A 23222-nucleotide genomic window follows, 5' to 3' on the forward strand; every position below is an offset into this window, starting at 1 on the left:
CGCGCCGGGTCACACCCCCGTACGGGCCCCGGTCACCCCTTCAGCGGCAGCGCCGCCAGTTCCGCCACCAGCCAGGTCAGGGGGAGGAAGACGGCGAGCAGGGCGCCCGCGCGCAGCAGGGCCGCCGCGCGGAGCGTCGCGGGCGGGGCGCCCACGAGGAGGAGGGCCCCGGTGACGGGGGCGCGGCTCTGCCGGGACTCCAGGGCCGCGGTCAGGAGCGTGGCGCCGGTGCAGGCCAGGACCAGGGTGGCGCCCAGGCCGGTGAGCGGCCCGAAGGCGTCGGAGCCGGTGTGCGACGCGTACACCGTGGTCGCCGCGAGCATGCCGGAGAGCACCGCGCAGACCACGCCGAGCGGCCGGCCGATGCGCCGGGCCTCGGCCGTCAGGACGCGGCCCGCGAGCAGCCGGACGGCGCCCGGGCGGACCGCCTGGAGGAGGCGGCCGCAGCCGTGGACGAGGCCGGGGCCCGCCGTCGCGAGGCCGATCGCGGTGAGGACCCAGCCGGCCAGGACGGCCGCCGGGCTGCCGTCGAAGCGGCCCGGCAGCGGGAGGCCGTCCCCGCCGCCGCCCCGGCCCGCGTACGTCTCGACCGCGAGGCCGATCGCGACCAGGGCGACGCCCCACGGCAGCCCGGAGGGCATGCTCTCCGCGGCGTCCTCCTCGCCGGAGGAGACCGGGGGCGCGGTGCGCGGGCGCAGGGCCAGGGCCGCGGCCGTGGCGGCGGCGACGGGGACGAGCGCGAGCAGGGTGAGGACGGCCGCGAGCGGAACCGGCCGGTCGGCGGCGAGCAGTCCGGCGGCCGCCCCGTCGAGGGGCAGTCCCGTGAGGCCGCCGCGCAGGTGCAGATAGAGCAGGAGCGCGACCGCGGAGCCGAACACGCAGGTGACGGCCGTCGAGGCGGCGGCGAGCAGGGTGAGCCGGGCCGGGCCGAGGCCGATCGCGGAGAGTCCGGGGCGCGGCCGGGTGCTGGGGTCGGTGCGGGCCACCGCGACCGCGAACTGGACGGTGGCGGCGAGCGGCAGGACGCACCAGAGGAGACGGAGCGCCGAGGCGGAGGACTGTTCCGGGTGCCCCAGGGCGTGGCCGAGGGTGCAGAGCAGCAGGAAACCCACTCCGGCGGACGCGGCGGCGACGAGCAGCCGGCGCGTCAGGACGAGGGGGTGGGTGCCCCGGGTCAGGCGGAGAGCGAGCACGCCGCGACGCCCTCCGCCCCGGTCGCCGGGGGTACGGCGCCGGCCCGGCGTCCGTCGAGGAGCGCGACCGCGCGGTCGGCGAGCGCCGCGACCTCTTCGTCGTGGGTGGCGAGGACCACGGTGATGCCGTGCGAGCGGGCGGCGGCCGTCAGGGTGCGCAGCACCTGGGAGCCGTCGGCGCGGTGCAGGGAGGCGGTGGGCTCGTCGGCGAAGAGCACCGGGGGAGTGGTGACGAGGGCGCGGGCGATCGAGATCCGCTGGCGCTGGGACTGGGTGAGGGCGCCCGGGCGCTTGCGGGCGCACGCCCCGGTGTCGAGCCGGTCCAGCCACTCCAGGGCGGTGGTCTTCGCGGCGCGGCGGGGGACCCCGCGGAGCAGCAGGGGCAGGGCGGTGTTCTCCCAGCCGGTGAGTTCGGGGACGAGCCCGGGTTCGGGGCCGATCCAGCCGAAGCGCTCGCGGCGGAGCCGTTCGCGCTGGGCGGGGCCCAGGGTGTGCACGGGGCCGCTGTTGAACCAGACCTCGCCCTTCTGGGGGACGAGCTGGCCGGAGAGACAGCGCAGGAGGGTGGTCTTGCCGCTGCCCCGCGGGCCGGTCAGGGCGAGGATCTCGCCCTCGCGGACGCCGAGGGAGACCCCGCTGAGGGCCTCCGAGCCGCCCAGGGAGCAGTGCAGGGAACGCGCCCAGAGCACGTCGTTGTCCGGTGGGGCCATCGCGTACACCTCTGTCGATCCGATCGGTGTCCCCCCGTAGGGAGGGGTTTCCCCCGTACGGGTGAACGAAGGACGGGCCTGTCGGTCACTCGGCACCGTAAGTATTCGGATCGGTTCGTAGGGACAGCACACGGCCCGGGCCGCCGCCATCCACTCGGATGGCGGGCAGACCCGGGCCGGGGTCACGCCGTGAGGGCGGCGTGAGGTCCTGCTAGAGCTTGGTCCACGCCTCGGTGAGCACCGAGCGCAGGATGCCTTCGATCTCGTCGAAGGTGCCCTGGTCGGCGATCAGCGGCGGGGCCAGCTGGATGACCGGGTCGCCGCGGTCGTCGGCACGGCAGTACAGGCCGTTCTCGAACAGCGCCTTGGACAGGAAGCCGTACAGGACGCGCTCGGTCTCCTCGTCCGTGAAGGACTCCTTGGTGACCTTGTCCTTGACGAGCTCGATGCCGTAGAAGAAGCCGTTGCCGCGGACGTCGCCGACGATCGGCAGGTCGTGGAGCTTCTTCAGCGTCGAGAAGAAGGCGTCCTCGTTGTCCAGGACGTGCTGGTTGAGGCCCTCCTTGTCGAAGATGTCGAGGTTGGCGATGGCGACCGCCGACGACACCGGGTGGCCGCCGAAGGTGTAGCCGTGCAGGAAGGTGTTGTCGCCCTTGTAGAAGGGCTCCGCGATGCGGTCGGAGACGATGCAGGCGCCGATCGGGGAGTAGCCCGAGGTCATGCCCTTGGCGCAGGTGATCATGTCCGGGACGTAGCCGAACTTGTCACAGGCGAACATCGTGCCGAGGCGGCCGAAGGCGCAGATGGTCTCGTCGGAGACGAGCAGCACGTCGTACTGGTCGCAGATCTCGCGGACCCGCTGGAAGTACCCGGGCGGCGGCGGGAAGCAGCCGCCGGCGTTCTGCACCGGCTCCAGGAAGACGGCCGCGACGGTCTCGGGGCCCTCGAAGAGGATCTGCTGCTCGATCTGGTCGGCGGCCCAGCGGCCGAAGGCCTCGGGGTCGTCGCCGTGGATCGGGGCGCGGTAGATGTTGGTGTTCGGCACCTTGTGCGCGCCGGGGACCAGCGGCTCGAAGGGGGCCTTGAGGGCCGGCAGGCCGGTGATGGACAGGGCGCCCTGCGGGGTGCCGTGGTAGGCGACCGCGCGCGAGATGACCTTGTACTTGGTGTGCTTGCCCTGCAGCTTGAAGTACTGCTTGGCGAGCTTCCAGGCGGTCTCGACGGCCTCTCCGCCACCGGTGGTGAAGAAGACCTTGTTCAGGTCGCCCGGGGCGTAGTCCGCGAGGCGCTCGGCCAGCTCGACGGCCTTGGGGTGCGCGTACGACCACACGGGGAAGAACGCGAGCTCCTGGGCCTGCTTGTACGCGACCTCGGCCAGCTCCTTGCGGCCGTGTCCGGCGTTGACCACGAAGAGGCCCGCGAGGCCGTCGAGGTAGCGCTTGCCCTTGTCGTCGAAGATGTAGGTGCCCTCGCCCCGCACGATGGTGGGAACGGGCGAGTTCTCGTACGACGACATGCGGGTGAAGTGCATCCACAGGTGGTCGTACGCGGTCTTGGAGAGGTCCTTGCTCACGGCTATCGGGTTCCCCACATATAGGTCTGCTTCTTGAGCTTGAGGTAGACGAAGCTCTCGGTGGAGCGCACGCCGGGGAGGGTGCGGATGCGCTTGTTGATCACATCCAGCAGGTGGTCGTCGTCCTCGCAGACGATCTCCACCATGAGGTCGAAGGAGCCCGCGGTCATCACCACGTACTCGCATTCGGCCATGGCCGTCAGTGCTTCCGCAACCGGATCAAGGTCACCCTCGACGTTGATGCCGACCATCGCCTGCCGCCGGAAACCCACGGTGAGCGGGTCGGTGACGGCGACGATCTGCATGACGCCCTGGTCGAGCAGCTTCTGGACGCGCTGGCGCACGGCGGCTTCGGAGAGGCCGACGGCCTTGCCGATCGCCGCGTAGGGACGGCGACCGTCCTCCTGGAGCTGTTCGATGATCGCCAGGGAGACGGCGTCGATCGTCGGGGACGAACCGGTTCCGGTTCTGGAGTCTGCGCTTCGACTGGCCACACCTCACTGTGCACCGAGACTCGTCTGTCTCGCAACCCCGGAGCGATGTAATTCGTTGTGTGAGGGGCCAAATCTCACTGAATCCGAAGTTGTGGGGGGTCGGGCCTGTTGAAAGCGTCAGCCGAGCGATTAGGCTGGGGTGTCTCACCCATCGGGACAGCGCACGAGGACGTGCGAAGTCAGAACGTGACAGGAGGGGTGGCAAGTGACCACCGAGCTGCGCCGGCTGCGTAACTACATCAACGGGGAGTTCCGCGACGCGGCCGACGGCCGCACGATCGACGTGATCAACCCGGCCACCGGCGAGGTGTACGCGACCTCTCCGCTCTCCGGCCAGGCCGACGTCGACGCCGCCATGGAGGCCGCCGCGGCCGCCTTCCCCGCCTGGCGCGACAGCACCCCGGCCGAGCGCCAGAAGGTACTCCTCAAGATCGCGGACGCCTTCGAGGAGCGCGCCGAGGACCTGATCGCCGCCGAGGTCGAGAACACCGGCAAGCCGATCGCCCTCACCGCGAGCGAGGAGATCCCGCCGATGGTGGACCAGATCCGCTTCTTCGCGGGTGCCGCCCGGCTCCTGGAGGGCCGCTCGGCCGGCGAGTACATGGAGGGCCTGACCTCCATCGTCCGCCGCGAGCCCGTCGGCGTCTGCGCCCAGGTCGCGCCCTGGAACTACCCGATGATGATGGCCGTCTGGAAGTTCGCCCCGGCCCTGGCCGCGGGCAACACCGTCGTCCTCAAGCCCTCGGACACGACCCCCGCGTCGACCGTCCTGATGGCCGAGATCATCGGGCGGATCGTCCCCAAGGGCGTCTTCAACGTCGTCTGCGGCGACCGCGACACCGGCCGCGCGATGGTCGAGCACCCCGTCCCCGCCATGGCCTCCATCACCGGCTCCGTCCGCGCCGGCATGCAGGTCGCCGAGTCGGCCGCCAAGGACGTCAAGCGCGTCCACCTGGAGCTGGGCGGCAAGGCCCCCGTCGTGGTCTTCGAGGACACCGACGTCGACAAGGCCGTCGAGGACATCTCCGTCGCGGGCTTCTTCAACGCCGGCCAGGACTGTACGGCCGCCACCCGCGTCCTCGTCCACGAGTCGATCCACGACGAGTTCGTCTCCGCCCTCGCCAAGGCCGCCGCCGCGACCAAGACCGGGCAGCCGGACGACGAGGACGTGCTGTACGGCCCGCTCAACAACGCCAACCAGCTGAAGCAGGTCTCCGGCTTCATCGACCGCCTCCCGGCCCACGCCAAGGTCGAGGCCGGCGGGCAGCGCGTCGGCGACAAGGGCTACTTCTACGCCCCGACCGTCGTCTCCGGCCTCAAGCAGGACGACGAGATCATCCAGAACGAGGTCTTCGGACCGGTCATCACCGTCCAGTCCTTCACGGACGAGTCCCAGGCCCTGGAGTACGCCAACGGCGTCGAGTACGCCCTCGCCTCCTCCGTCTGGACCAAGGACCACGCGCGCGCGATGCGCATGTCCAAGGCGCTCGACTTCGGCTGCGTGTGGATCAACACCCACATCCCGCTGGTCGCCGAGATGCCCCACGGCGGCTTCAAGAAGTCCGGCTACGGCAAGGACCTCTCGGCCTACGGCTTCGAGGACTACACGCGCGTCAAGCACGTGATGACGTCCCTCGGCTAGTCACCGGCGATCCGGTGGTCACCCGGAGCCCGGTGGTCACCGGCGATCCGGCCGCGGCCCCGACACCCCGATCGACAGGGTGTCGGGGCCGCGGTCGTTCCGTCGACGGACCGTCCATTGTGCCGCCGTGACGGTGCCGCGATGCTGCACGGATGAGAGCGACAGCCAGGAACACCCTGTCCCGCCGGTCCCTGCTGCGCGGCATCGGCGGCGCGGGGACCGCCGCCCTGCTCGCCGGGTGCGGGGTGCCCGCCGCCTTCGTCGAGGAGGGGGACCGGGCCGCCGCCCGGGACCTCTCGGCCCGCGACCGGATCCTCGACTTCGCCAACTGGCCGCTCTACATCGACACCGACGAGGACGACGAGTCGAAGCGCCCCACCCTGGAGTCCTTCCGGAAGCGGACCGGGATATCCGTCCGCTACACCGAGGAGATCAACGACAACGACGAGTTCTTCGGCAAGATCAGCCCCTCCCTGATGAACCACCAGGAGACCGGGCGCGACCTGATCGTCCTCAGCGACTGGATGGCCGCCCGCTTCGTCCGCCTCGGCTGGGTCCAGGAGATGGACCGCGCCGCCCAGCCCCACGTCGCCGCGCACCTCGACCCGCAGCTGCGCTCGCCCGCCTTCGACCCCGGCCGGCTGCACACCGTCCCCTGGCAGTCCGGCATCACCGGCATCGCGTACAACCGCAGGAAGCTGGGCCGGGAGCTGCGCTCCGTCCAGGAGCTGTGGGCCGACGACCTGCGCGGCAAGGTCACCCTGCTGTCCGGGCTCGACGAGTCCTTCGCCCTGCTCATGCTGGGCGACGGCGTCGACGTGACCCGCTGGACCGCCGACGACTTCCACGCCGTGTGCGAGCGGACCGAGCGGCTCGTCCGCGCGAAGCACATCCGCCGCTTCACCGGCAACGACTACATCAAGGACCTCTCCACCGGGGACGTCCTGGCCTGCCAGGCGTACTCCGGGGACGTCATCCAGCTCCAGGCCGACAACCCGGACATCGAGTTCGTCGTCCCCGAGGAGGGCGCCGAACTGTGGGCCGAGTCCCTCATGGTCCCCAACCTCGCCCGGCACAAGTCCAACGCCGAGAAGCTGGTCGACCACTACTACCAGCCCGAGGTCGCCGCCGCGCTCGCCGCCTGGGTCAACTACGTCTGTCCGGTGCCGGCCGCGCAGAAGGTCCTCGCGGACTCCGGCGACGAGGAGCTGGCCGCGCTCGCCGAGGACCCGCTGGTCTTCCCCGACTCCGCCATGCGGAGCAGGCTCGCCATCGCCCGGGACATCACCGCCGAGGAGCGCCTGACCTTCGCCAAGAAGTGGAACTCGATCGTGGGGCTGTGAGGGGGGACCGGCCGGGACGGACACGCGCCTCGCCCCTCGCCGCGTACGGGCCTTCTCCGCGCGGCCGTGGGGGCGTCGGGCGCCGCCGCGGCCGGACGCCCGTGCTTTTTGAACGCGTTCCAAAAAGTGGCCCCCCGACTTTTGAACGCGTTCAGAGCGGGCGTACGCTGGGCCCATGAGCGACACGAACGGGCCGAGGGCCCTTCTCGAGCGCATCCGCACCTGGCTGGTCCTCTTCGTCGTCTGTCTGGTCCTGAGCGGACTCACCGCCTTCCCGCTCGTCACCGAACTCCGCCTCCTCGACTCGGCGTCGACCGGCTGGGCCGCGCCCGTCGCCGACGCCCTCCCCGGCCTCGCCGAGTGGATCCACCGGGTCCGGGGCGGCCTGGAGACCGCCGACCGGGACGCCCCCTACCTCCTCTACGGCAACGACTGGCTGGCCTTCGCCCACCTCGTCATCGCCGTCGCCTTCTACGGCGTCTGGCGCGACCCCGTCCGCAACGTCTGGGTCGTCGAGTTCGGCATGATCGCCTGCGTCGGCATCGTCCCGCTCGCCCTGATCTGCGGCCCGATCCGCGACATCCCCTTCTGGTGGTCGGTCGTCGACATGTCCTTCGGCGTCTTCGGGATCCTGCCGCTGCTCCTGCTACGGCGCCTGATCAAGCGCCTGGAGGCCGTCACGGCCACGGCGACGACGGCGGCCGTGCCCGCGTAGCCGCCGCGCGGTGGGGCCGCCACCGTCACCTCGCCGGGTCGGTGGTCCTCCGCGCAGGCCGCGAGACCCGCCGCGCGGATCCCCCGCGAGCAGGTCCTCCACTGGGGCGGGTGGTGACGGGGCCGCCGGCGGTCAGTCCGGCAGGCCGTACGCCGCCACCATCGCGTTCAGCACGGTCGGGGCCGTGTCCCGGCCCTTGGCGTCGGTGGAGTTGACGCCGTAGACGAGGGTCCGGGAGCCGTCCCGGGTCGAGGCGATCGCCGCGTTGTACCCCCAGCGGCCCCCGGTCTTGCCCCACACCTCGCGCCCGCCGAGCCGCTTCACCGACAGGCCGACGGAGTACGCGGCCGGGTCGCCGGTCGTCAGGTCCGCCACCTTCGGCAGCGTGAACATCTCCTCCAGGAGCGGCCCGCGCACCACCCGGCCCGCGAACAGCGCCCGGGTGAACCGCTCCAGGTCCGCCGTCGTCGAGACGAGGTCCCCGGCCGCCCAGGCGTCCGACGTCCCCCACGCCGAGACGTCCCGGAGGCCGGTCGTGCCGTCGTCCAGCCGCATCGTCTGGTAGCCGTGGTTGTACGGCCCGGTGATCCCGGCCGCCCCGCCCGGCAGGTACGTGTCCCTCAGCCCCAGCGGGCGCAGGATCCGCCGCTCTACCTGGCGCTCGTACGAGTCGCCCGTGACCCGCTCCACGATCAGTCCGGCGATCGTGGAGCCGATGTTCAGGTAGTGCTGCCGGGTGCCCGGCCGGAACTCGCGCGGCTTCGCCGTCGCCGAACGGACCAGCTCCTCCGGGGCGTAGGTGTCGAAGCGGTGCTCGTACCACTCCTCCACCGTCCCGCCCGGGAGGTCGGGGGCCGGGATGCCGTGGGTGTGGTTCAGGAGCTGACGCACCGTCACTCCCGCGTGGCGGGCGGGGATCAGGTCCGGCAGGTACGCGCGGGCCGGGCGGTCCAGGTCGATCCGGCGCTCGGCGGCGAGCTGGAGGACGGTCGCCGCCGTGAACACCTTCGTCACCGAACCGGCCCGGAAGCGGCCGTCCGGGTCCGCCGGGGCGCCCGACTCCAGGTCGTGGACGCCCGAACTCCCCTGCCAGGAACCGTCGGTGCCGCCGACCCGGACGAGCGCGGCCGTCGCGTCGGCGCGGGGGAGCCCCGCGATCGCCGCCGCCATGGCCTTCGCGAGTCCGGCGTCGGGCGCGTGCCGCGCGGTCGCGGCCGGTGCCACGGCCACGGCCGGGCCGAGCGCGGGTCCGGCGGCGACGCCCAGGACCAGGGCGGCGGCGAGCAGGGTGCGGGTGGATGTACGCATGCTGGTCAACTCCATTGGTGAGAGCCGTTGTTGCCGAGGACTCCATCCTGCTGACCGGGGATGTTCCGGGGATCGCCCGCACGGGCGGTCCTCCGGCGGCGATCCCCTCGCCGGTACGGGGGAGGAACGGCCGCCCGCCTCCCCCGCGCGGGGGAGGAGCCGGAACCGCCCGGGTCCGGAGACGCCCGGGTCCGGAACCGTCCGGGTCCGGGATCGGCCCGGGGCCGGGTCCCTCAGCCCCGGGGCGTTCCCGCCGCCACGAGCCCCGTCTCGTACGCGCAGATCACCGCCTGGATCCGGTCCCGCAGGCCCAGCTTCGCGAGCACGTTCCCCACGTGGGTCTTCACCGTGTGGTCGCTGACGACCAGCTCCCCCGCGATCTCCGCGTTGGACAGGCCCCGCGCGAGCAGCAGCAGCGTCTCGCGCTCCCGGGCCGTGAGGACGTCGAGGCGCGGATCGGGGCCGGGCGCCGTCCGGCGCGGGCCGCCCGCCGTGTACTGCTCCACCAGACGGCGGGCCACCGACGGCGCGAGCAGCGAGTCGCCCGCCGCCACCACCCGGACCGCGTGCACCAGGTCGTCCCGCCGCACGTCCTTGAGGAGGAAGCCGCTCGCGCCCGCGTGCAGCGCCTCGTACACGTACGCGTCGGTGTCGAAGGTCGTGAGCATCACCGTCCGGCAGCCGGACTCCGCGCAGATCGTCCGGCAGGCCTCGATGCCGTCCGTCCGGGGCATCCGGATGTCGAGCAGCGCCACGTCGGGGGAGTGGCGGCGGACCGCCTCGACGGCCTCCGTCCCGTCCCCGGCCTCCGCCACCACCTCGATGTCCGGCTGCGCGTCCAGGATCATCGCGAAACCGCTGCGGACCAGCTCCTGGTCGTCCGCGACCACCACCCGGATCGTCACGCTCCCGCCTCCGCCGATGCCGTCGCCGCCGGTACGGGCAGCAGGACCCGCACCTCGAACCCCTTCCCGTCCGGGCCGGGACCCGTCTGCGCCGTCCCGCCGTGGGCGGCGGCCCGCTCCCGTATGCCCACCAGGCCGTGCCCGCCGGAGCCCGGCCGCGGGCCGCGCCCATCGTCGGTGACCGTGACCCGCAGGACGCCGTCCGCGTGGGCGAGCCGTACGCCGGCGGTGCGGGCGCCCGCGTGCCTGACCACGTTCGTCAGCGCCTCCTGCACGATCCGGTAGACGCTCGCGCCGGTCGCCGCCGGCAGCGCCCGCACCCCGCCCTCCGTCGTGTAGTCCACGGCGAGACCGCCCGCCCGCACCCGCTCCACCAGGCCCGGGATCGCGGCGATGTCCGGCTGCGGCGCGCGCGGGGCCGCCGCCTCGCCGCCCTCGCGCAGCACCCCCAGCATCCGCCGCAGCTGGTCCATCGCGTCGCGGCCCGTCGCCGAGATCGCCTCGAAGGCGGCCTCGGCGCGCTCCGGCGCCGTCCGCACCGCGACCGGACCGGCCTCCGCCTGCACGACCATCAGGCTCACCGCGTGCGACAGGACGTCGTGCATCTCCCGGGCGATCCTGGCCCGTTCGCGCGCCGCGGCCCGCTCGGCCTCGATCCGCTGCGCGCGCTGCCGGGCGTCCGTGAGCCGCCCGAAGACGTAGGCGGCGGCGAACACGAAGAGGGAGAAGGTCAGTTCGCGTGCCGACCGGGTGTTGAGCCCCACCGACACCGGCACCGCGACCACCAGCAGCCCCGCCGTGACGAGCCGTTGCCGCGCGGGCGAGAGCGCGGCGACCGTGTAGACGGCGACGAGCCCGGTGTACGGCAGCGGCTGACCCGGCCCCTCCAGCGCGAGCCGGTACAGGGCGCTCGTCGCCAGGATCGCGAGCAGCACGCCCAGCGGCGCGCGCCTGCGCCAGACCAGCGGCAGCACGGTGAGCGTCATCAGCCCGTACGCCGGCCAGGTCGCCGGTTCGAGCTCGGGCGGGCGCGGCACCACGAACGGCATCGTCACCGCCGTCTGGACCAGGAGCGCGATCCCGGCGTCCACCGCCCACGGGTTGCCCGCGCCCCAGGTCCGCGCCCGCTCCCAGCCGCTGCGCACGTCCCCCCGTACGCCCATTACGGCTTGCGGCCCACCGCGCCGAACTGCGCCACCACGTCGCCCTCCCCGGAGCGCCAGCGGGAGCAGGAGACGATGCCCGGGTCGAGGAGGTCGAGGCCGTCCAGGAAGGAGGCGAACTCGGCGCGGGTGCGGGCGGTGATCGGCGGGGTCGCGTTCTCGTTCCAGAAGGCCATCGCGGCCTTGTTGCCCTCGCCGCCGAGCTCCGGCTCCAGGGTGGGGTGGGTGAGGACCAGGAAGCTGCCGGAGGGGACGGCGTCCATCAGGGTCCGCACGATGGAGCGGGCCTCGTCGGTGTCCATCACGAAGTTGAGGATGCCGAGCATCATCACCGCGACCGGCCGGGAGAGGTCGAGGGTGGCCGAGGCCGCCGCCAGGATCCGCTCCGGGTCGTGCGCGTCGGCGTCGACGTACTCGGTGACGCCCTCCGGCGCGCTCGTCAGGAGCGCGCGGGCGTGGGTGAGGACGATCGGGTCGTTGTCGACGTAGACGATCCGGGCCTCGGGGGCGGTCCGCTGCGCCACCTCGTGGGTGTTGTCGGCGGTCGGCAGGCCGGTGCCGATGTCCAGGAACTGCCGGACGCCCTCCTCCGCGGCCAGGTGGGTCACCACCCGGCCGAGGAACGCCCGGTCCGCGCGCGCCACTTCGCCGATGCTCGGGTAGAAGCCGGTGACCTGCGCGCCGACCGCCCGGTCCACCGGGTAGTTGTCCTTGCCGCCCAGCCAGTAGTTCCAGACGCGGGCGTTGTGGGCGATGTCGGTGCGGATGCGGTCGTTCACGCTGTCGCTCGTGCGCTCGTTCACTTCAGAGGTCCTCTCGCAGGACGGCGGCGAGGGCGTCGACGCGGTTCGTGGTGATCGCGTCCACCCCGTTCATGATCAGCTTACGCATGGTGCGCTTCGTGTCCGCCGTCCAGGCCGACAGGAGCAGTCCGTCCCGGTGCACCCGCTCGCCCAGCTCCCGACTCACCAGTCCGAAGCGGTAGTTGAGCCAGCGCGGGCGCACGGCGTCGAGGAGCGTCGGCCGGGGCGGGGCGAGCGTGGTCCAGGTCAGGGCGATCTCGGCGGCCGGGTCGGCGGCCCGCACCTGGAGCATGGCGACGGTCCCGGCGCAGTAGTAGACCCGCTCCCCGGCCCCGCACTCGCGGACCGTGCCGACGATCTTCCGGACCGACTGCTCGTTCCCGCCCGGCAGGTCCAGCATCAGCCGGTGGTCCCCGGCGGTGAGCAGCGCCTCCCGCAGGGTCGGCACCCCGCCCGCCGTCACCTCCTCCAGCTCCGCGTACGAGAACGCGGAGAGCGCCCGGTCCCGGCCCCACAGGCGCTTGAGGGTGTCGTCGTGCAGGAGGACGGGCACCCCGTCCTCCGTCAGCCGGACGTCGACCTCGACCGCGTCCGCGCCCCGTTCGATCGCGGAGGAGATCGAACGGAGCGTGTTCTCGCGGACGCGGTACGGGTCGCCGCGGTGACCTACGACAGTGACGGATCGCATGGGGCCATTGTGGCCGGGGACGGCCGCCGGTGTCGTCGGCGCGTCGGCCACGCGGGGACCGGGGACGGCCGCCGGCGCGCGATCGCGCCTGGACGCGCACCACCGCCGGTGCCGTCGGTCACGGGCCGCCGCGCGTGAGCGCCCGTGCCGTCAGCGCGCCGGCCACGCCTCGGTGTACGCGTCGATCTCGGCGGTGATCCGGGCCTTGCCGGCCGTGTCCAGGAAGGAGGCCTCCACCGCGTTCTTGGCGAGGGCGGCGAGACCGCGCTCGTCGAGGCCGAGGAGGCGGGCGGCGACCGCGTACTCGGTGTTCAGGTCGGTGCCGAACATCGGCGGGTCGTCGCTGTTGACGGTGACCAGGACCCCCGCGTCCACCATCCGCTTGATCGGGTGCTCGTCCAGGGTGGCGACGGCCCGGGTGGCGATGTTGGAGGTCGGGCAGACCTCCAGGGCGATGCGGTGCTCGGCCAGGTACGCCAGCAGCTCCGGGTCCCGCACGGAACTGGTGCCGTGGCCGATGCGCTCGGCGCCGAGCTCGCGGATCGCGTCCCAGACGGTCTCCGGGCCGGTCGTCTCGCCCGCGTGCGGGACGGAGCGCAGTCCGGCCGCCCGCGCCCGGTCGAAGTACGGCTTGAACTGCGGGCGCGGCACCCCGATCTCGGGGCCGCCGAGGCCGAAGGAGACCAGGCCCTCCGGGCGCAGCCCCTCGGTCGTGGCGAGCCGCGCGGTCTCCTCGGCGGCTTCCAGCCCGGCCTCGCCGGGGATGTCGAAGCACCAGCGCAGGACCGTGCCGAACTCGGCCTCGGCCGCCTTGCGGGCGTCCTCGATCGCGGCCATGAAGGCGCGCTCCTCGATGCCGCGGCGGGTGGAGGAGTAGGGGGTGATGGTCAGCTCGGCGTAGCGGATGTTCTGCCGGGCCATGTCCCGGGCGACCTCGAAGGTCAGCAGCCGGACGTCCTCGGGGGTGCGGACCAGGTCGACGACCGACAGGTAGACGTCGATGAAGTGCGCGAAGTCGGTGAACGTGAAGTAGTCGGCCAGGGCCTCCGGGTCCGTGGGGACCTTGGAGTCCGGGTGGCGGGCCGCGAGCTCGGCGACGATCCGGGGCGAGGCGGAGCCCACGTGGTGGACGTGCAGCTCGGCCTTGGGAAGGCCCGCGATGAAGGGGTGCAGATCGGTCATCGGGTCATCGTAGGCCGGACGGTTCCCCCGCAGGAGTGAGGTCGTAGCATGACGTGACCACGATGGGGGAGGCCCATGTCTGACAACCGAGACCAGCAGCCGGGCGGATACGACCCGGCGGACCCGTGGGCTCCGCCGAACCGCGACGGGGTGGAACTGAGCAGGCAGGCGGCTCCGTCGCCCCCGCCGGTGCACGACCAGCAGACCGTCACGTCCATGCCGGCGGCGCCCGGCCCCGGCGGCGACGTCCCGCCGCCCCCGGTCGCGCCCGGCGGCCCGGCGGCGACGCCCGGCGCGTACGGCCATCCGGCGGACACCTCCGGGGGGTACGGCTACCCGGCCGACACCTCCGCCGGGGGCTACGGCTACCCGGCGGCCCCGGGCGCCCCGACGCCCATGACGACCTCCGGGTACGGCTACCCCGGCTATCCGGGATACGGCGGCCAGCCCGGCTGGCAGCAGCCGCCCTCCAACGGCACGGGCACGGCCGCGATGGTGCTCGGCATCATCTCGATCGCGGGCTTCTGCCTGTACGGAGTGGGGGCGCTCCTCGGCATCCTGGCCCTGATCCTCGGCATCGTCGGAGTGAAGAAGGCGGGCCGGGGCGAGGCGACGAACCGGGGCATGGCGATCGCCGGCATCGTGCTCGGAGCCGTCGGCACCCTGATCGGCGCGGTCTTCCTCGGCTTCCTCATCTGGGCGATCAACCAGGACCCCTCGACCTTCGAGGACTCCGGCTCCGGGGACGACCCGTTCGCGTCGTCCCTGGTGGTGGAGAGCACCCGCTGAGACTCCGTACGCAAGGGGAAGGGCCCCGCACCGGAAAGCCGGTGCGGGGCCCTTCCCCTCTGCGTCAGATCTCCCGGAGCCGCTCCCGCGCCTCCATGAGGGCGAAGCCCAGGAGGTTGAGGCCGCGCCAGCGGGCCGGGTCGTGGGCGCCGGGGTCGGTCGCGGCGAGCCCGATGCCCCAGATCCGGTCCATCGGACTGGCCTCCACCAGGACCCGGCCGCCGGTGCCGAGCAGATAGGCGCGCAGGGCGCCGCTCGACGAGAACTTGTGGACGCTCCCCTCGACGACGATCCCGAACCGCTCCCGCTCCCACACCGCGTCGTCGAAGTCCCGCACGAGCCGGCCCGCCTTCTTGGCCTCGGCGGGGGTGCGGGCGGCCAGCGCGGCCCGCTCGGCGTCCGCGTCCCCGAAGAGCCGCGCCTTGGCGGCCATCATCCAGTGCTCGGCGGTCGCGTACGCCACCCCGTCCACCGTGAAGGGGGACGGCCACCACTGGCTCAGACAGCTCGCCGAAAGGTGTCCGTCCGGGTGCGGACGGTGACCCCAGAAGTGCAGCCAATTCACCGTGTCACCCCTGCTGACCTGCTGTGTCAGCTCCTCGATCGCGCTCATGCATGCGAGTCTGGCATTCGCCACGGACACTCCGTACGGAGATTTTCCGGCGACCTCGACACATGGTCGACCGAATCCGTCGCGTAACCAAAAGGCAACAACGGAATCACTTGTTGGGTAGTCGTCCCTCTGTCAGGATCGGCACTCAATTCGAGCTGGGACAACGGAGAGCGTCATGGGCAACCGCTTCCAGGTGACGGACCGCTTCGCGGACGGCGCACAGTACATCGGCGGCAGGCTCCGCCCCGGAACGTCCGGCCAGGACCACGAGGTGATCGACCCGGCGACCGGGAAGACCGTGTACACCTACGCGCTCGCCTCCACCGCCGACGTGGACGCGGCCGTCGCCGCCGCCAAGGCCGCCTTCCCCGGCTGGTCGGGCGCCACCCCCGGCGAGCGCTCCGACGCCCTGCACCGCTTCGCGGGCGTCCTCGCCGAGCGGGCCGAGGACTTCGCCCGCGCGGAGTCCCTCCAGTGCGGCAAGCCGCTGAAGCTCACCACCGAGTTCGACGTGCCCGGCACGGTCGACAACACCGCCTTCTTCGCCGGGGCCGCCCGCCACCTCCAGGGCCAGGCCGCCGCCGAGTACTCCGGCGACCACACCTCCTACGTGCGGCGCGAGGCCCTCGGCGTCGTCGGCTCCATCGCCCCCTGGAACTACCCCCTCCAGATGGCCGCCTGGAAGATCCTCCCGGCGATCGCCGCCGGCAACACGATCGTCCTGAAGCCCGCCGAGCTCACCCCGCTCACCTCCCTGATGTTCGCGCGGGCCGCCACCGACGCCGGCATCCCCGACGGCGTGATCAACATCGTCAACGGCGCCGGCCGGACCGTCGGCGAGCACCTCGTCGGCCACCCCGACGTCGTCATGACCTCCTTCACCGGCTCCACCCCGGTCGGCAGGCGGGTCGCCGAGATCGCCACCGCCACCGTCAAGCGCCTCCACCTCGAACTCGGCGGCAAGGCCCCCTTCGTCGTCTTCGACGACGCCGACCTGGAGGCCGCCGCCCACGGCGCCGTCGCCGCCTCCCTCATCAACAGCGGCCAGGACTGCACCGCCGCCACGCGCGCGTACGTCCAGCGCCCCCTCTTCGACGCCTTCACCGCCCGCGTCGCCGCACTCATGGAGTCCGTACGCCTCGGCGACCCCTTCGCCCCGGACACCGACCTCGGCCCGCTGATCAGCCACGCCCAGCGCGACCGGGTCGCCGGCTTCGTCGACCGCGCCCGCGGCTACGCCACCGTCGTCACCGGCGGCGAGGCCCCCGGCGGCGACCTCGAGGACGGCGCCTACTACCGTCCGACCCTGATCACCGGCGCCGCGCAGGACAGCGAGGTCGTGCAGTCGGAGATCTTCGGCCCGGTCCTGGTCGCCCTGCCCTTCGACACCGACGACGAGGGCATCCGGCTCGCCAACGACACCCCCTACGGCCTCGCCGCCTCCGCCTGGAGCCGCGACGTCTACCGGACGGGCCGCGCCACCCGGGAGATCAAGGCCGGCTGCGTCTGGGTCAACGACCACATCCCGATCATCAGCGAGATGCCCCACGGGGGAACCCGGGCCTCGGGCTACGGGAAGGACATGTCGGTGTACTCCTTCGAGGAGTACACGCAGGTCAAGCACGTCATGTACGACAACACCGCGGTCGCCGCGAAGGACTGGCACCGCACGATCTTCGGGGACCGATAGCCGACCGTCGCCCGACCGGCGACGCAACCCTCCCGAAAGGGCACAGCGCATGGAGCAGTACGAGCCCGACAGCCTGTCCGCCGCGCAGCTCGCGGCGATACGGCGCAGCCTGACGAGCGGCCGGGGCGCCCTCAGCCGCCGTTCGATGCTGCGCGCGGGCGGCGTCGGCGCGCTCACCGTCGGCGGCCTCGCGTCCCTGAGCGCCTGCGGCATCCCGCCCGCCAAGCGGGAGGCCCCGGGCACCGCCTCCACGGACGACTCGGCCAAGGAGAAGACCGTCGCCTTCTCCAACTGGACCGAGTACATGGACGTCAGCGAGGACGAGAAGTCCCGCCCCACCCTGGAGGCGTTCGAGAAGCGCACCGGGATCAAGGTCAAGTACACCGAGGACATCAACGACAACGTCGAGTTCTTCGGCAAGATCAAGCCGCAGCTCGCGGCCGGCCAGAACACCGGCCGCGACCTCATATGCGTCACCGACTGGCTCGCCGCCCGGATGATCCGGCTCGGCTGGGTGCAGAAGCTCGACCCCTCGAACCTCCCCCACGCGTACAGCAACCTCTCCGCCCAGTTCCGCAACCCCGACTGGGACCCGGGCCGCGCCCACTCGTACCCCTGGACGGGCATCTCCACCGTCATCGCGTACAACGTGAAGGCGACCGGCGGGAAGAAGGTCGACTCGGTCACCCAGCTCCTGGACGACCCCTCCCTCAAGGGCCGGGTCGGCTTCCTCACCGAGATGCGCGACACCGTCGGCATGACCCTGCTCGACCTCGGCAAGGACCCGGGCGCCTTCACGGACGCCGACTTCGACGCGGCGGTCGGACGCCTCCAGAAGGGCGTCGACAAGAAGCAGATACGCCGCTTCACCGGCAACGACTACACGTCCGACCTCGACAAGGGCGACATCGCCGCCTGTCTGGCCTGGGCCGGCGACGTCATCCAGCTCCAGGCGGACAACCCCGACATCCGCTACTCCATACCGGCGGCCGGCTACATCACCTCCACCGACAACCTGCTGGTCCCCGCGCAGTCCCGGCACAAGACCAACGCCGAGAAGCTCATCGACCACTACTACGAGCTCCCCGTCGCCGCGCAGCTCGCCGCGTACATCAACTACGTCTGCCCCGTCGACGGGGTGAAGGACGAGCTCACCAGGATCGACCCCGAGCTCGCGGACAACACGCTGATCCTCCCCGACAAGGCCATGGCGAAGAAGTCGCGCGCCTTCCGCTCCCTCACCGGCGCGGAGGAGACGGCGTACGAGGAGAAGTTCGCCAAACTCATCGGCGCCTGACTCCGGCCTCGTCCACCCCTCTCACTCCCCCGGGACCACGACCCATGACTGACAAGACTGCTCACACCGGAAAGAACACTGGCGGCGGCGACGTCCGTCTCACCGGGATCAGCAAGACGTACGGCTCCTTCACCGCCGTCCACCCGCTCGACCTGACCGTCCCGCAGGGCTCCTTCTTCGCCCTCCTCGGCGCCTCCGGCTGCGGCAAGACCACCACCCTGCGCATGATCGCCGGTCTGGAGGACCCGAGCACCGGCACCGTCTTCCTCGGCGACACCGACGTCACCGACCTCCCGCCCTACAAGCGGCCGGTCAACACCGTCTTCCAGTCCTACGCGCTCTTCCCGCACATGGACATCTCCGAGAACATCGCCTTCGGCCTGCGCCGCCGCGGCATCAAGTCGGTCAAGAAGCAGGTCGACGACATGCTGGAGCTCGTCCAGCTCGGCGACAAGGCCCGGCACAAGCCGCACCAGCTCTCCGGCGGCCAGCAGCAGCGCGTCGCCGTGGCCCGCGCCCTCATCAACCACCCGCAGGTCCTCCTCCTCGACGAGCCGCTGGGCGCCCTCGACCTCAAGCTGCGCCGCCAGATGCAGCTGGAGCTCAAGCGGATCCAGACCGAGGTCGGCATCACCTTCGTGCACGTCACCCACGACCAGGAGGAGGCCATGACCATGGCCGACCAGGTCGCGGTGATGAACGGCGGCCGGGTCGAGCAGCTCGGCGCCCCCGCCGACCTGTACGAGAACCCGCGGACCACCTTCGTCGCCAACTTCCTCGGCACCTCCAACCTCATCGAGGCCGAGGTCCTGGAGACCGGTTCCGACGTGCTCGTCGCGGCGGGCGGCGGCAAGCTCCGCCTCCCCGGCGAGCGCTGTACCCCCGCTGTCCGCGCGGGCGGCAAGGTGCTCGTGGGCGTCCGCCCCGAGAAGATCTCCCTCACGCACGCGGACGACGCCGGCGCGATAGCCGACGGCCGCAACCGCGTCACCGGCCGGATCGTCGACTCCTCCTTCATCGGCGTCTCCACCCAGTACGTGGTGAACAGCCCGGCGGGCGCGGAACTCCAGGTGTACGAGCAGAACGTCGAAAGGCGTGCGCGACTCCTCCCGGGCGCCGAGGTGGTCCTGCACTGGAACCCGGCGCACACCTTCGGGCTCGACGCGGACCAGGCCATCGACGCGGGTGTGGAGAGCGTGGAGGACGCCGGATGAGCGCGACCCTGGTGAAGGAAGCCCCGCCGGCGGAAGACCTTCCCGTACGCAAGCCCGCCACCCGCAAGCGGCTCGTCCCCTACTGGCTGCTGCTCCCCGGCATCGTCTGGCTGCTCGTCTTCTTCGCGCTGCCGCTGGTCTACCAGGCCTCCACCTCGGTCCAGACCGGCTCCCTCGAAGCCGGCTTCCAGGTCACCTGGCACGTCCAGACCTACTGGGAGGCCCTCCAGGAGTACTGGCCGCAGTTCGTCCGCTCCCTGCTCTACGCCGGGACCGCGACCCTCCTCTGCCTGCTCCTCGGCTACCCGCTCGCGTACCTGATCGCCTTCCGGGCCGGCCGCTGGCGCAACCTGATCCTCGTCCTGGTCATCGCCCCCTTCTTCACCAGCTTCCTCATCCGGACCCTGGCGTGGAAGACGATCCTGGCGGACGACAGCGTCGTGGTCGGGGCGCTGAACGCGCTGCACGTCCTCGACGTGACGAGCTGGCTCGGCTGGACCGAGGGCGACCGCGTGCTCGCCACCCCGATGGCGGTCGTCTGCGGCCTCACGTACAACTTCCTGCCCTTCATGATCCTGCCCCTCTACACCTCCCTGGAGCGGATCGACGGACGGCTCCACGAGGCCGCGCGGGACCTGTACGCCTCCCCCGCCACCACCTTCCGCAAGGTGACCTTCCCGCTGTCGATGCCCGGCGTCGTCTCCGGCACCCTGCTCACCTTCATCCCGGCGAGCGGCGACTACGTCAACTCCGAACTGCTCGGCTCGACCGACACCAAGATGGTCGGCAACGTCATCCAGTCGCAGTTCCTGCGGGTCCTCGACTATCCGACGGCCGCCGCGCTCTCCTTCATCCTCATGGCGATCGTCCTGGTCATGGTCACCGTCTACATCCGCCGCGCCGGAACGGAGGACCTCGTCTGATGCGCTGGATCCGCAAGAACCTCGTCGTCGTCGCGGGCCTGCTGACGCTCGCATACATGATCCTGCCGAACCTCGTCGTGATGGCGTTCTCGTTCAACAAGCCGAACGGGCGCTTCAACTACTCCTGGCAGCAGTTCTCCCTGGACGCCTGGAAGGACCCCTGCGGCGTCGCCGACATGTGCCAGTCGCTGTCGCTCTCGCTCCAGCTCGCCGCCTGGGCCACCCTCGGCGCCGTCGCCCTCGGCACGGCGATCGCCTTCGCGCTCGTCCGCTACCGCTTCCGGGCGCGCGGCGCGATCAACTCGCTGATCTTCCTGCCGATGGCGATGCCCGAGGTCGTCATGGCCGCCTCGCTGCTCACCCTCTTCCTCAACATGGGGATCGAGCTGGGCTTCTGGACGGTCCTGATCGCCCACATCACCTTCTGCCTGTCGTTCGTCGTGACGGCGGTCAAGGCCCGGGTCATGTCCATGGACCCGCGCCTGGAGGAGGCCGCCCGCGACCTCTACGCGGGGCCCGCGCAGACCTTCCTGCGCGTCACCCTGCCGATCGCCGCCCCCGGCATCGCCGCCGGCGCCCTGCTCGCCTTCGCGCTCTCGTTCGACGACTTCATCATCACCAACTTCAACGCGGGACCCTCCACGGTCACCTTCCCCATGTTCGTCTGGGGCTCGGCGCAGCGCGGAACACCCGTTCAGATCAACGTCATCGGCACCGCGATGTTCGTCCTCGCGGTACTGGTGGTCATGGCCGGACAGATCATCACGAACCGGCGCAGGAAAACAGCAACAGCCTGAGCGAAGGCCGCCCAGGCACCGAAGGAGTTGGAAACCATGGCCCCAGTCGCCATGCGTCTCGCCGCCCGATCTCTCTCCGACGCCCAGCCCGTCCCCTTCTGGCTGGAAGACCCCGGCAAGCCCGGCGCCCTGCCCGCCCTCACCGGCACCGAGAAGTGCGACCTCCTCGTGGTCGGCGGCGGCTACAGCGGACTGTGGACCGCGCTCCTCGCCAAGGAGCGCGACCCCTCCCGGGACGTCGTCCTCATCGAGGGGCGCGAGGTGGGCTGGGCCGCCTCGGGCCGCAACGGGGGCTTCTGCGCGGCCTCCCTCACCCACGGCTTCGGCAACGGGCTCGCCCGCTGGCCGGGCGAGCTGCCGAAGCTGGAGGAACTCGGCGAGCGGAACCTCGACGCCATCGAGGAGGCCGTCGCCCGCTACTCCCTGGACTGCGACTTCGAGCGCACCGGCGAGATCGACGTGGCCACCGAGCCGCACCAGGTCGAGGAGCTCCACGAGGTGTACGGGGAGCTCGACCGGCTCGGCCTCGCCGACGGCGTCGACCTCCTCGACCGGGACGCGGTGCGCGCCGAGGTCGACTCGCCGACCTTCCTCGGCGGCCTCTGGGACCGCAGGGGCGTCGCCATGCTGAACCCCGCCAAGCTGGCCTGGGGCCTCAAGCGCGCCTGTCTGGACCTGGGCGTCCGGATCTTCGAGAACACCCCCGGCCTGGAGCTGGTCCCCGCCGGCGCCGGCATGGGCGTGCGCACCCCGTACGGCAAGGTCCTCGCCCGCCGGGTCGCCCTCGGCACCAACGTCTTCCCGTCCCTGGTCAAGCGCGTCCGGGCCTACACCGTCCCGGTCTACGACTACGCCCTGACGACCGAACCGCTCAGCCCCGAGCAGCTCGCCTCGATCGGCTGGAAGAACCGGCAGGGACTCGGCGACTCCGCCAACCAGTTCCACTACTTCCGGATCACCGCCGACCACCGGATCCTGTGGGGCGGCTACGACGCGATCTACCCCTTCGGCGGCAAGGTCAGCGCCGAGCGTGACCACCGCCCCGAGACGTACCTCAAGCTGGCCGAGCACTTCTTCCACTGCTTCCCGCAGCTGGAGGGGCTCCGCTTCAGCCACGCCTGGGGCGGCGCGATCGACACCTGCTCCCGCTTCTCGGCCTTCTTCGGCACGGCGCACAAGGGGAAGGTGGCGTACGCGGCCGGGTTCACCGGCCTCGGCGTCGGCGCCACCCGCTTCGGCGCCGACGTGATGCTCGACCTGCTCGCGGGGGAGCGCACCGAGCGCACCGACCTGGAGATGGTCCGCTCCAAGCCGCTGCCCTTCCCGCCCGAGCCGGTCGCCTGGGCCGGCATCGGACTCACCAAGTGGTCGCTCGCCCGCGCCGACGAGAACGGCGGCCGGCGCAACCTGTGGCTGAAGGCCATGGACCGCCTGGGCCTGGGCTTCGACAGCTGACCTCAGGGGCAGTGACGCACATCACAACCGACGAGTAGGCGAAACCGCGTAAGAGGAGCCGCCCTCCCCGCTCTCTTCCGTGTGGACACCGTGTCCACACGGAAGGAGGAGGTCGCGATGACTGGTACGGGGGCCACGGGCGCCAGGAGTGCGGTGGAGTGGCTGGTCTCGGCCGCGCCCGATCCCGACGCCTGCCGCTGGGAGTGGGAGCGCAGTCCGCACGGGGTCGCGCTGCTGCCCGCCGGTGTGCGCTGGGACGTACTGATCCTGCCGGCCGCGCTCGGCTACCCCACGCTCGACGTGCTGACCCGGCTGGTGGACCGGCCCGGCCCGGTCCTGGCCGACTTCGGTGACGCCCGGATGGGCTTCTTCGTGCCGCCGGGCACCGCCGCCCGCTGGCTCGGCACCGGGATCCGCAGCGCGGGCGCCGGGACCTGGATCGTGGTCCCGTACCCGGGCCGGACCACCGGCGCGGTGCGCTGGCTGGTGGTGCCGGACGGCACCGGAACCCTCACCGACGCCCCGCTCCTGGAGCTGGCGATGCACGAGGCGGCGGGTCAACTGGCGCGGAGGGAAGGGGTGGTGGACGGGAACTGAGCGAAGGAGCCGTCCGCGCAGAGGTCTTGACCACTCGATTGGTCTGGACCATGCTGTGGCGCGCTCCCTTCGATTCCCCCACCCGCGATCTCCCCACCCGCGATCTCCCCTTCCCGGAGGCAGTTGTG

The 23222-nt window shown here is 71.9% G+C and carries 22 protein-coding genes; 11 read left to right on the forward strand and 11 right to left on the reverse strand.

Translation table 11 applies throughout. The features are described 5' to 3' along the window. Positions 1 to 32: 32 nt before the first annotated feature. From ADL08_RS25070 to ADL08_RS25085, 4 genes are all read right to left on the reverse strand, one after another. Positions 33 to 1193, reverse strand: a complete 1161-nt coding sequence (locus tag ADL08_RS25070) for a hypothetical protein (protein WP_053646727.1) — start codon at positions 1191 to 1193, stop codon at positions 33 to 35. Continuing rightward, positions 1175 to 1903, reverse strand: a complete 729-nt coding sequence (locus tag ADL08_RS25075) for an ABC transporter ATP-binding protein (RefSeq protein ID WP_053646729.1) — start codon at positions 1901 to 1903, stop codon at positions 1175 to 1177. Before ADL08_RS25075 ends, ADL08_RS25070 begins: the two co-directional genes overlap by 19 nt. A 211-nt stretch (positions 1904 to 2114) precedes the next feature. Continuing rightward, on the reverse strand, positions 2115 to 3494 hold the full coding sequence (locus ADL08_RS25080; protein ID WP_199837082.1) for an aspartate aminotransferase family protein: 1380 nt from the start codon (positions 3492 to 3494) through the stop codon (positions 2115 to 2117). Further along, on the reverse strand, positions 3479 to 3970 hold the full coding sequence (locus ADL08_RS25085) for an Lrp/AsnC family transcriptional regulator (protein WP_030217913.1): 492 nt from the start codon (positions 3968 to 3970) through the stop codon (positions 3479 to 3481). The genes ADL08_RS25080 and ADL08_RS25085 overlap by 16 nt, the downstream gene beginning before the upstream one ends. Before the next feature lie 205 nt (positions 3971 to 4175). Here ADL08_RS25085 and ADL08_RS25090 point away from each other — a divergent pair, with 205 nt between their 5' ends. The 3 genes from ADL08_RS25090 (at position 4176) to ADL08_RS25100 (ending at position 7670) form a co-directional block, all read left to right on the forward strand. After that, complete coding sequence (locus ADL08_RS25090) at positions 4176 to 5612, forward strand: gamma-aminobutyraldehyde dehydrogenase (protein ID WP_053646733.1); 1437 nt, start codon at positions 4176 to 4178, stop codon at positions 5610 to 5612. Positions 5613 to 5764: 152 nt separating this feature from the next. Next, positions 5765 to 6955 carry an ABC transporter substrate-binding protein gene (locus tag ADL08_RS25095; protein ID WP_053646735.1) on the forward strand — a complete coding sequence of 397 codons (1191 nt, stop codon included), beginning with the start codon at positions 5765 to 5767 and terminating at the stop codon, positions 6953 to 6955. A gap of 175 nt (positions 6956 to 7130) precedes the next feature. Continuing rightward, positions 7131 to 7670 (forward strand): hypothetical protein, encoded by a 540-nt coding sequence (locus ADL08_RS25100; RefSeq protein WP_053646737.1) that lies wholly within the window; start codon positions 7131 to 7133, stop codon positions 7668 to 7670. A 132-nt stretch (positions 7671 to 7802) separates the two neighbouring features. Here the strand turns inward: ADL08_RS25100 and ADL08_RS25105 are convergent, their stop codons facing one another. From ADL08_RS25105 to ADL08_RS25130, 6 genes are all read right to left on the reverse strand, one after another. Then, positions 7803 to 8978: a serine hydrolase domain-containing protein gene (locus tag ADL08_RS25105; protein WP_053646738.1), complete on the reverse strand. Its 1176-nt coding sequence runs from the start codon at positions 8976 to 8978 to the stop codon at positions 7803 to 7805. A gap of 233 nt (positions 8979 to 9211) precedes the next feature. Next, positions 9212 to 9883, reverse strand: coding sequence for a response regulator transcription factor (locus ADL08_RS25110; protein WP_053646740.1), 672 nt, complete (start codon positions 9881 to 9883; stop codon positions 9212 to 9214). After that, entirely contained in the window at positions 9880 to 11046 is a 1167-nt protein-coding gene (locus ADL08_RS25115) for a sensor histidine kinase (protein WP_053646742.1), read from the reverse strand. Before ADL08_RS25115 ends, ADL08_RS25110 begins: the two co-directional genes overlap by 4 nt. Then, entirely contained in the window at positions 11046 to 11825 is a 780-nt protein-coding gene (locus ADL08_RS25120) for an SAM-dependent methyltransferase (RefSeq protein ID WP_107091970.1), read from the reverse strand. The genes ADL08_RS25115 and ADL08_RS25120 overlap by 1 nt, the downstream gene beginning before the upstream one ends. 25 nt (positions 11826 to 11850) lie before the next feature. Further along, positions 11851 to 12537 (reverse strand): glycerophosphodiester phosphodiesterase, encoded by a 687-nt coding sequence (locus tag ADL08_RS25125; protein WP_053646746.1) that lies wholly within the window; start codon positions 12535 to 12537, stop codon positions 11851 to 11853. Positions 12538 to 12687: 150 nt separating this feature from the next. Next, complete coding sequence (locus ADL08_RS25130) at positions 12688 to 13719, reverse strand: adenosine deaminase (protein WP_053646748.1); 1032 nt, start codon at positions 13717 to 13719, stop codon at positions 12688 to 12690. Between the two features lie 75 nt (positions 13720 to 13794). On the opposite strand from ADL08_RS25130, the gene ADL08_RS25135 reads away from it, so the two are divergent. Next, positions 13795 to 14508, forward strand: coding sequence for a DUF4190 domain-containing protein (locus ADL08_RS25135; RefSeq protein WP_053646750.1), 714 nt, complete (start codon positions 13795 to 13797; stop codon positions 14506 to 14508). Between the two features lie 64 nt (positions 14509 to 14572). Here the strand turns inward: ADL08_RS25135 and ADL08_RS25140 are convergent, their stop codons facing one another. Beyond that, complete coding sequence (locus ADL08_RS25140) at positions 14573 to 15121, reverse strand: NADAR family protein (protein WP_053646752.1); 549 nt, start codon at positions 15119 to 15121, stop codon at positions 14573 to 14575. Between the two features lie 175 nt (positions 15122 to 15296). On the opposite strand from ADL08_RS25140, the gene ADL08_RS25145 reads away from it, so the two are divergent. The 7 genes from ADL08_RS25145 (at position 15297) to ADL08_RS25175 (ending at position 23094) form a co-directional block, all read left to right on the forward strand. Then, entirely contained in the window at positions 15297 to 16811 is a 1515-nt protein-coding gene (locus ADL08_RS25145; RefSeq protein WP_053646754.1) for a gamma-aminobutyraldehyde dehydrogenase, read from the forward strand. Positions 16812 to 16860: 49 nt separating this feature from the next. Further along, entirely contained in the window at positions 16861 to 18108 is a 1248-nt protein-coding gene (locus tag ADL08_RS25150) for an ABC transporter substrate-binding protein (RefSeq protein ID WP_053646755.1), read from the forward strand. 44 nt (positions 18109 to 18152) lie between these two features. Further along, positions 18153 to 19322: an ABC transporter ATP-binding protein gene (locus ADL08_RS25155; protein WP_053646759.1), complete on the forward strand. Its 1170-nt coding sequence runs from the start codon at positions 18153 to 18155 to the stop codon at positions 19320 to 19322. Further along, positions 19319 to 20245 (forward strand): ABC transporter permease, encoded by a 927-nt coding sequence (locus tag ADL08_RS25160; RefSeq protein ID WP_053646760.1) that lies wholly within the window; start codon positions 19319 to 19321, stop codon positions 20243 to 20245. Before ADL08_RS25155 ends, ADL08_RS25160 begins: the two co-directional genes overlap by 4 nt. Further along, positions 20245 to 21042, forward strand: coding sequence for an ABC transporter permease (locus tag ADL08_RS25165; RefSeq protein WP_053646761.1), 798 nt, complete (start codon positions 20245 to 20247; stop codon positions 21040 to 21042). Before ADL08_RS25160 ends, ADL08_RS25165 begins: the two co-directional genes overlap by 1 nt. A gap of 36 nt (positions 21043 to 21078) precedes the next feature. Beyond that, positions 21079 to 22497 (forward strand): NAD(P)/FAD-dependent oxidoreductase, encoded by a 1419-nt coding sequence (locus tag ADL08_RS25170; RefSeq protein ID WP_053646762.1) that lies wholly within the window; start codon positions 21079 to 21081, stop codon positions 22495 to 22497. Between the two features lie 117 nt (positions 22498 to 22614). Next, a complete protein-coding gene (locus ADL08_RS25175; RefSeq protein ID WP_053646775.1) occupies positions 22615 to 23094 on the forward strand; it encodes a hypothetical protein in 480 nt (159 codons plus the stop codon). The last annotated feature ends 128 nt before the right edge of the window (positions 23095 to 23222 follow it).

The sequence above is a fragment of the Streptomyces sp. NRRL F-6492 genome (assembly GCF_001280125.1).
GTDB lineage: Bacteria > Actinomycetota > Actinomycetes > Streptomycetales > Streptomycetaceae > Streptomyces.

Coding starts and splice junctions, on each gene's coding strand:
- ADL08_RS25175 (WP_053646775.1), top strand. CDS start 22,615: ATGACTGGTACGGGGGCCACGGGCGCCAGGAGTGCGGTGGAGTGGCTG.
- ADL08_RS25165 (WP_053646761.1), top strand. CDS start 20,245: ATGCGCTGGATCCGCAAGAACCTCGTCGTCGTCGCGGGCCTGCTGACG.
- ADL08_RS25095 (WP_053646735.1), top strand. CDS start 5,765: ATGAGAGCGACAGCCAGGAACACCCTGTCCCGCCGGTCCCTGCTGCGC.
- ADL08_RS25105 (WP_053646738.1), bottom strand. CDS start 8,978: ATGCGTACATCCACCCGCACCCTGCTCGCCGCCGCCCTGGTCCTGGGC.
- ADL08_RS25075 (WP_053646729.1), bottom strand. CDS start 1,903: ATGGCCCCACCGGACAACGACGTGCTCTGGGCGCGTTCCCTGCACTGC.
- ADL08_RS25125 (WP_053646746.1), bottom strand. CDS start 12,537: ATGCGATCCGTCACTGTCGTAGGTCACCGCGGCGACCCGTACCGCGTC.
- ADL08_RS25100 (WP_053646737.1), top strand. CDS start 7,131: ATGAGCGACACGAACGGGCCGAGGGCCCTTCTCGAGCGCATCCGCACC.
- ADL08_RS25140 (WP_053646752.1), bottom strand. CDS start 15,121: ATGAGCGCGATCGAGGAGCTGACACAGCAGGTCAGCAGGGGTGACACG.
- ADL08_RS25170 (WP_053646762.1), top strand. CDS start 21,079: ATGGCCCCAGTCGCCATGCGTCTCGCCGCCCGATCTCTCTCCGACGCC.
- ADL08_RS25130 (WP_053646748.1), bottom strand. CDS start 13,719: ATGACCGATCTGCACCCCTTCATCGCGGGCCTTCCCAAGGCCGAGCTG.
- ADL08_RS25150 (WP_053646755.1), top strand. CDS start 16,861: ATGGAGCAGTACGAGCCCGACAGCCTGTCCGCCGCGCAGCTCGCGGCG.
- ADL08_RS25135 (WP_053646750.1), top strand. CDS start 13,795: ATGTCTGACAACCGAGACCAGCAGCCGGGCGGATACGACCCGGCGGAC.
- ADL08_RS25115 (WP_053646742.1), bottom strand. CDS start 11,046: ATGGGCGTACGGGGGGACGTGCGCAGCGGCTGGGAGCGGGCGCGGACC.
- ADL08_RS25145 (WP_053646754.1), top strand. CDS start 15,297: ATGGGCAACCGCTTCCAGGTGACGGACCGCTTCGCGGACGGCGCACAG.
- ADL08_RS25155 (WP_053646759.1), top strand. CDS start 18,153: ATGACTGACAAGACTGCTCACACCGGAAAGAACACTGGCGGCGGCGAC.
- ADL08_RS25160 (WP_053646760.1), top strand. CDS start 19,319: ATGAGCGCGACCCTGGTGAAGGAAGCCCCGCCGGCGGAAGACCTTCCC.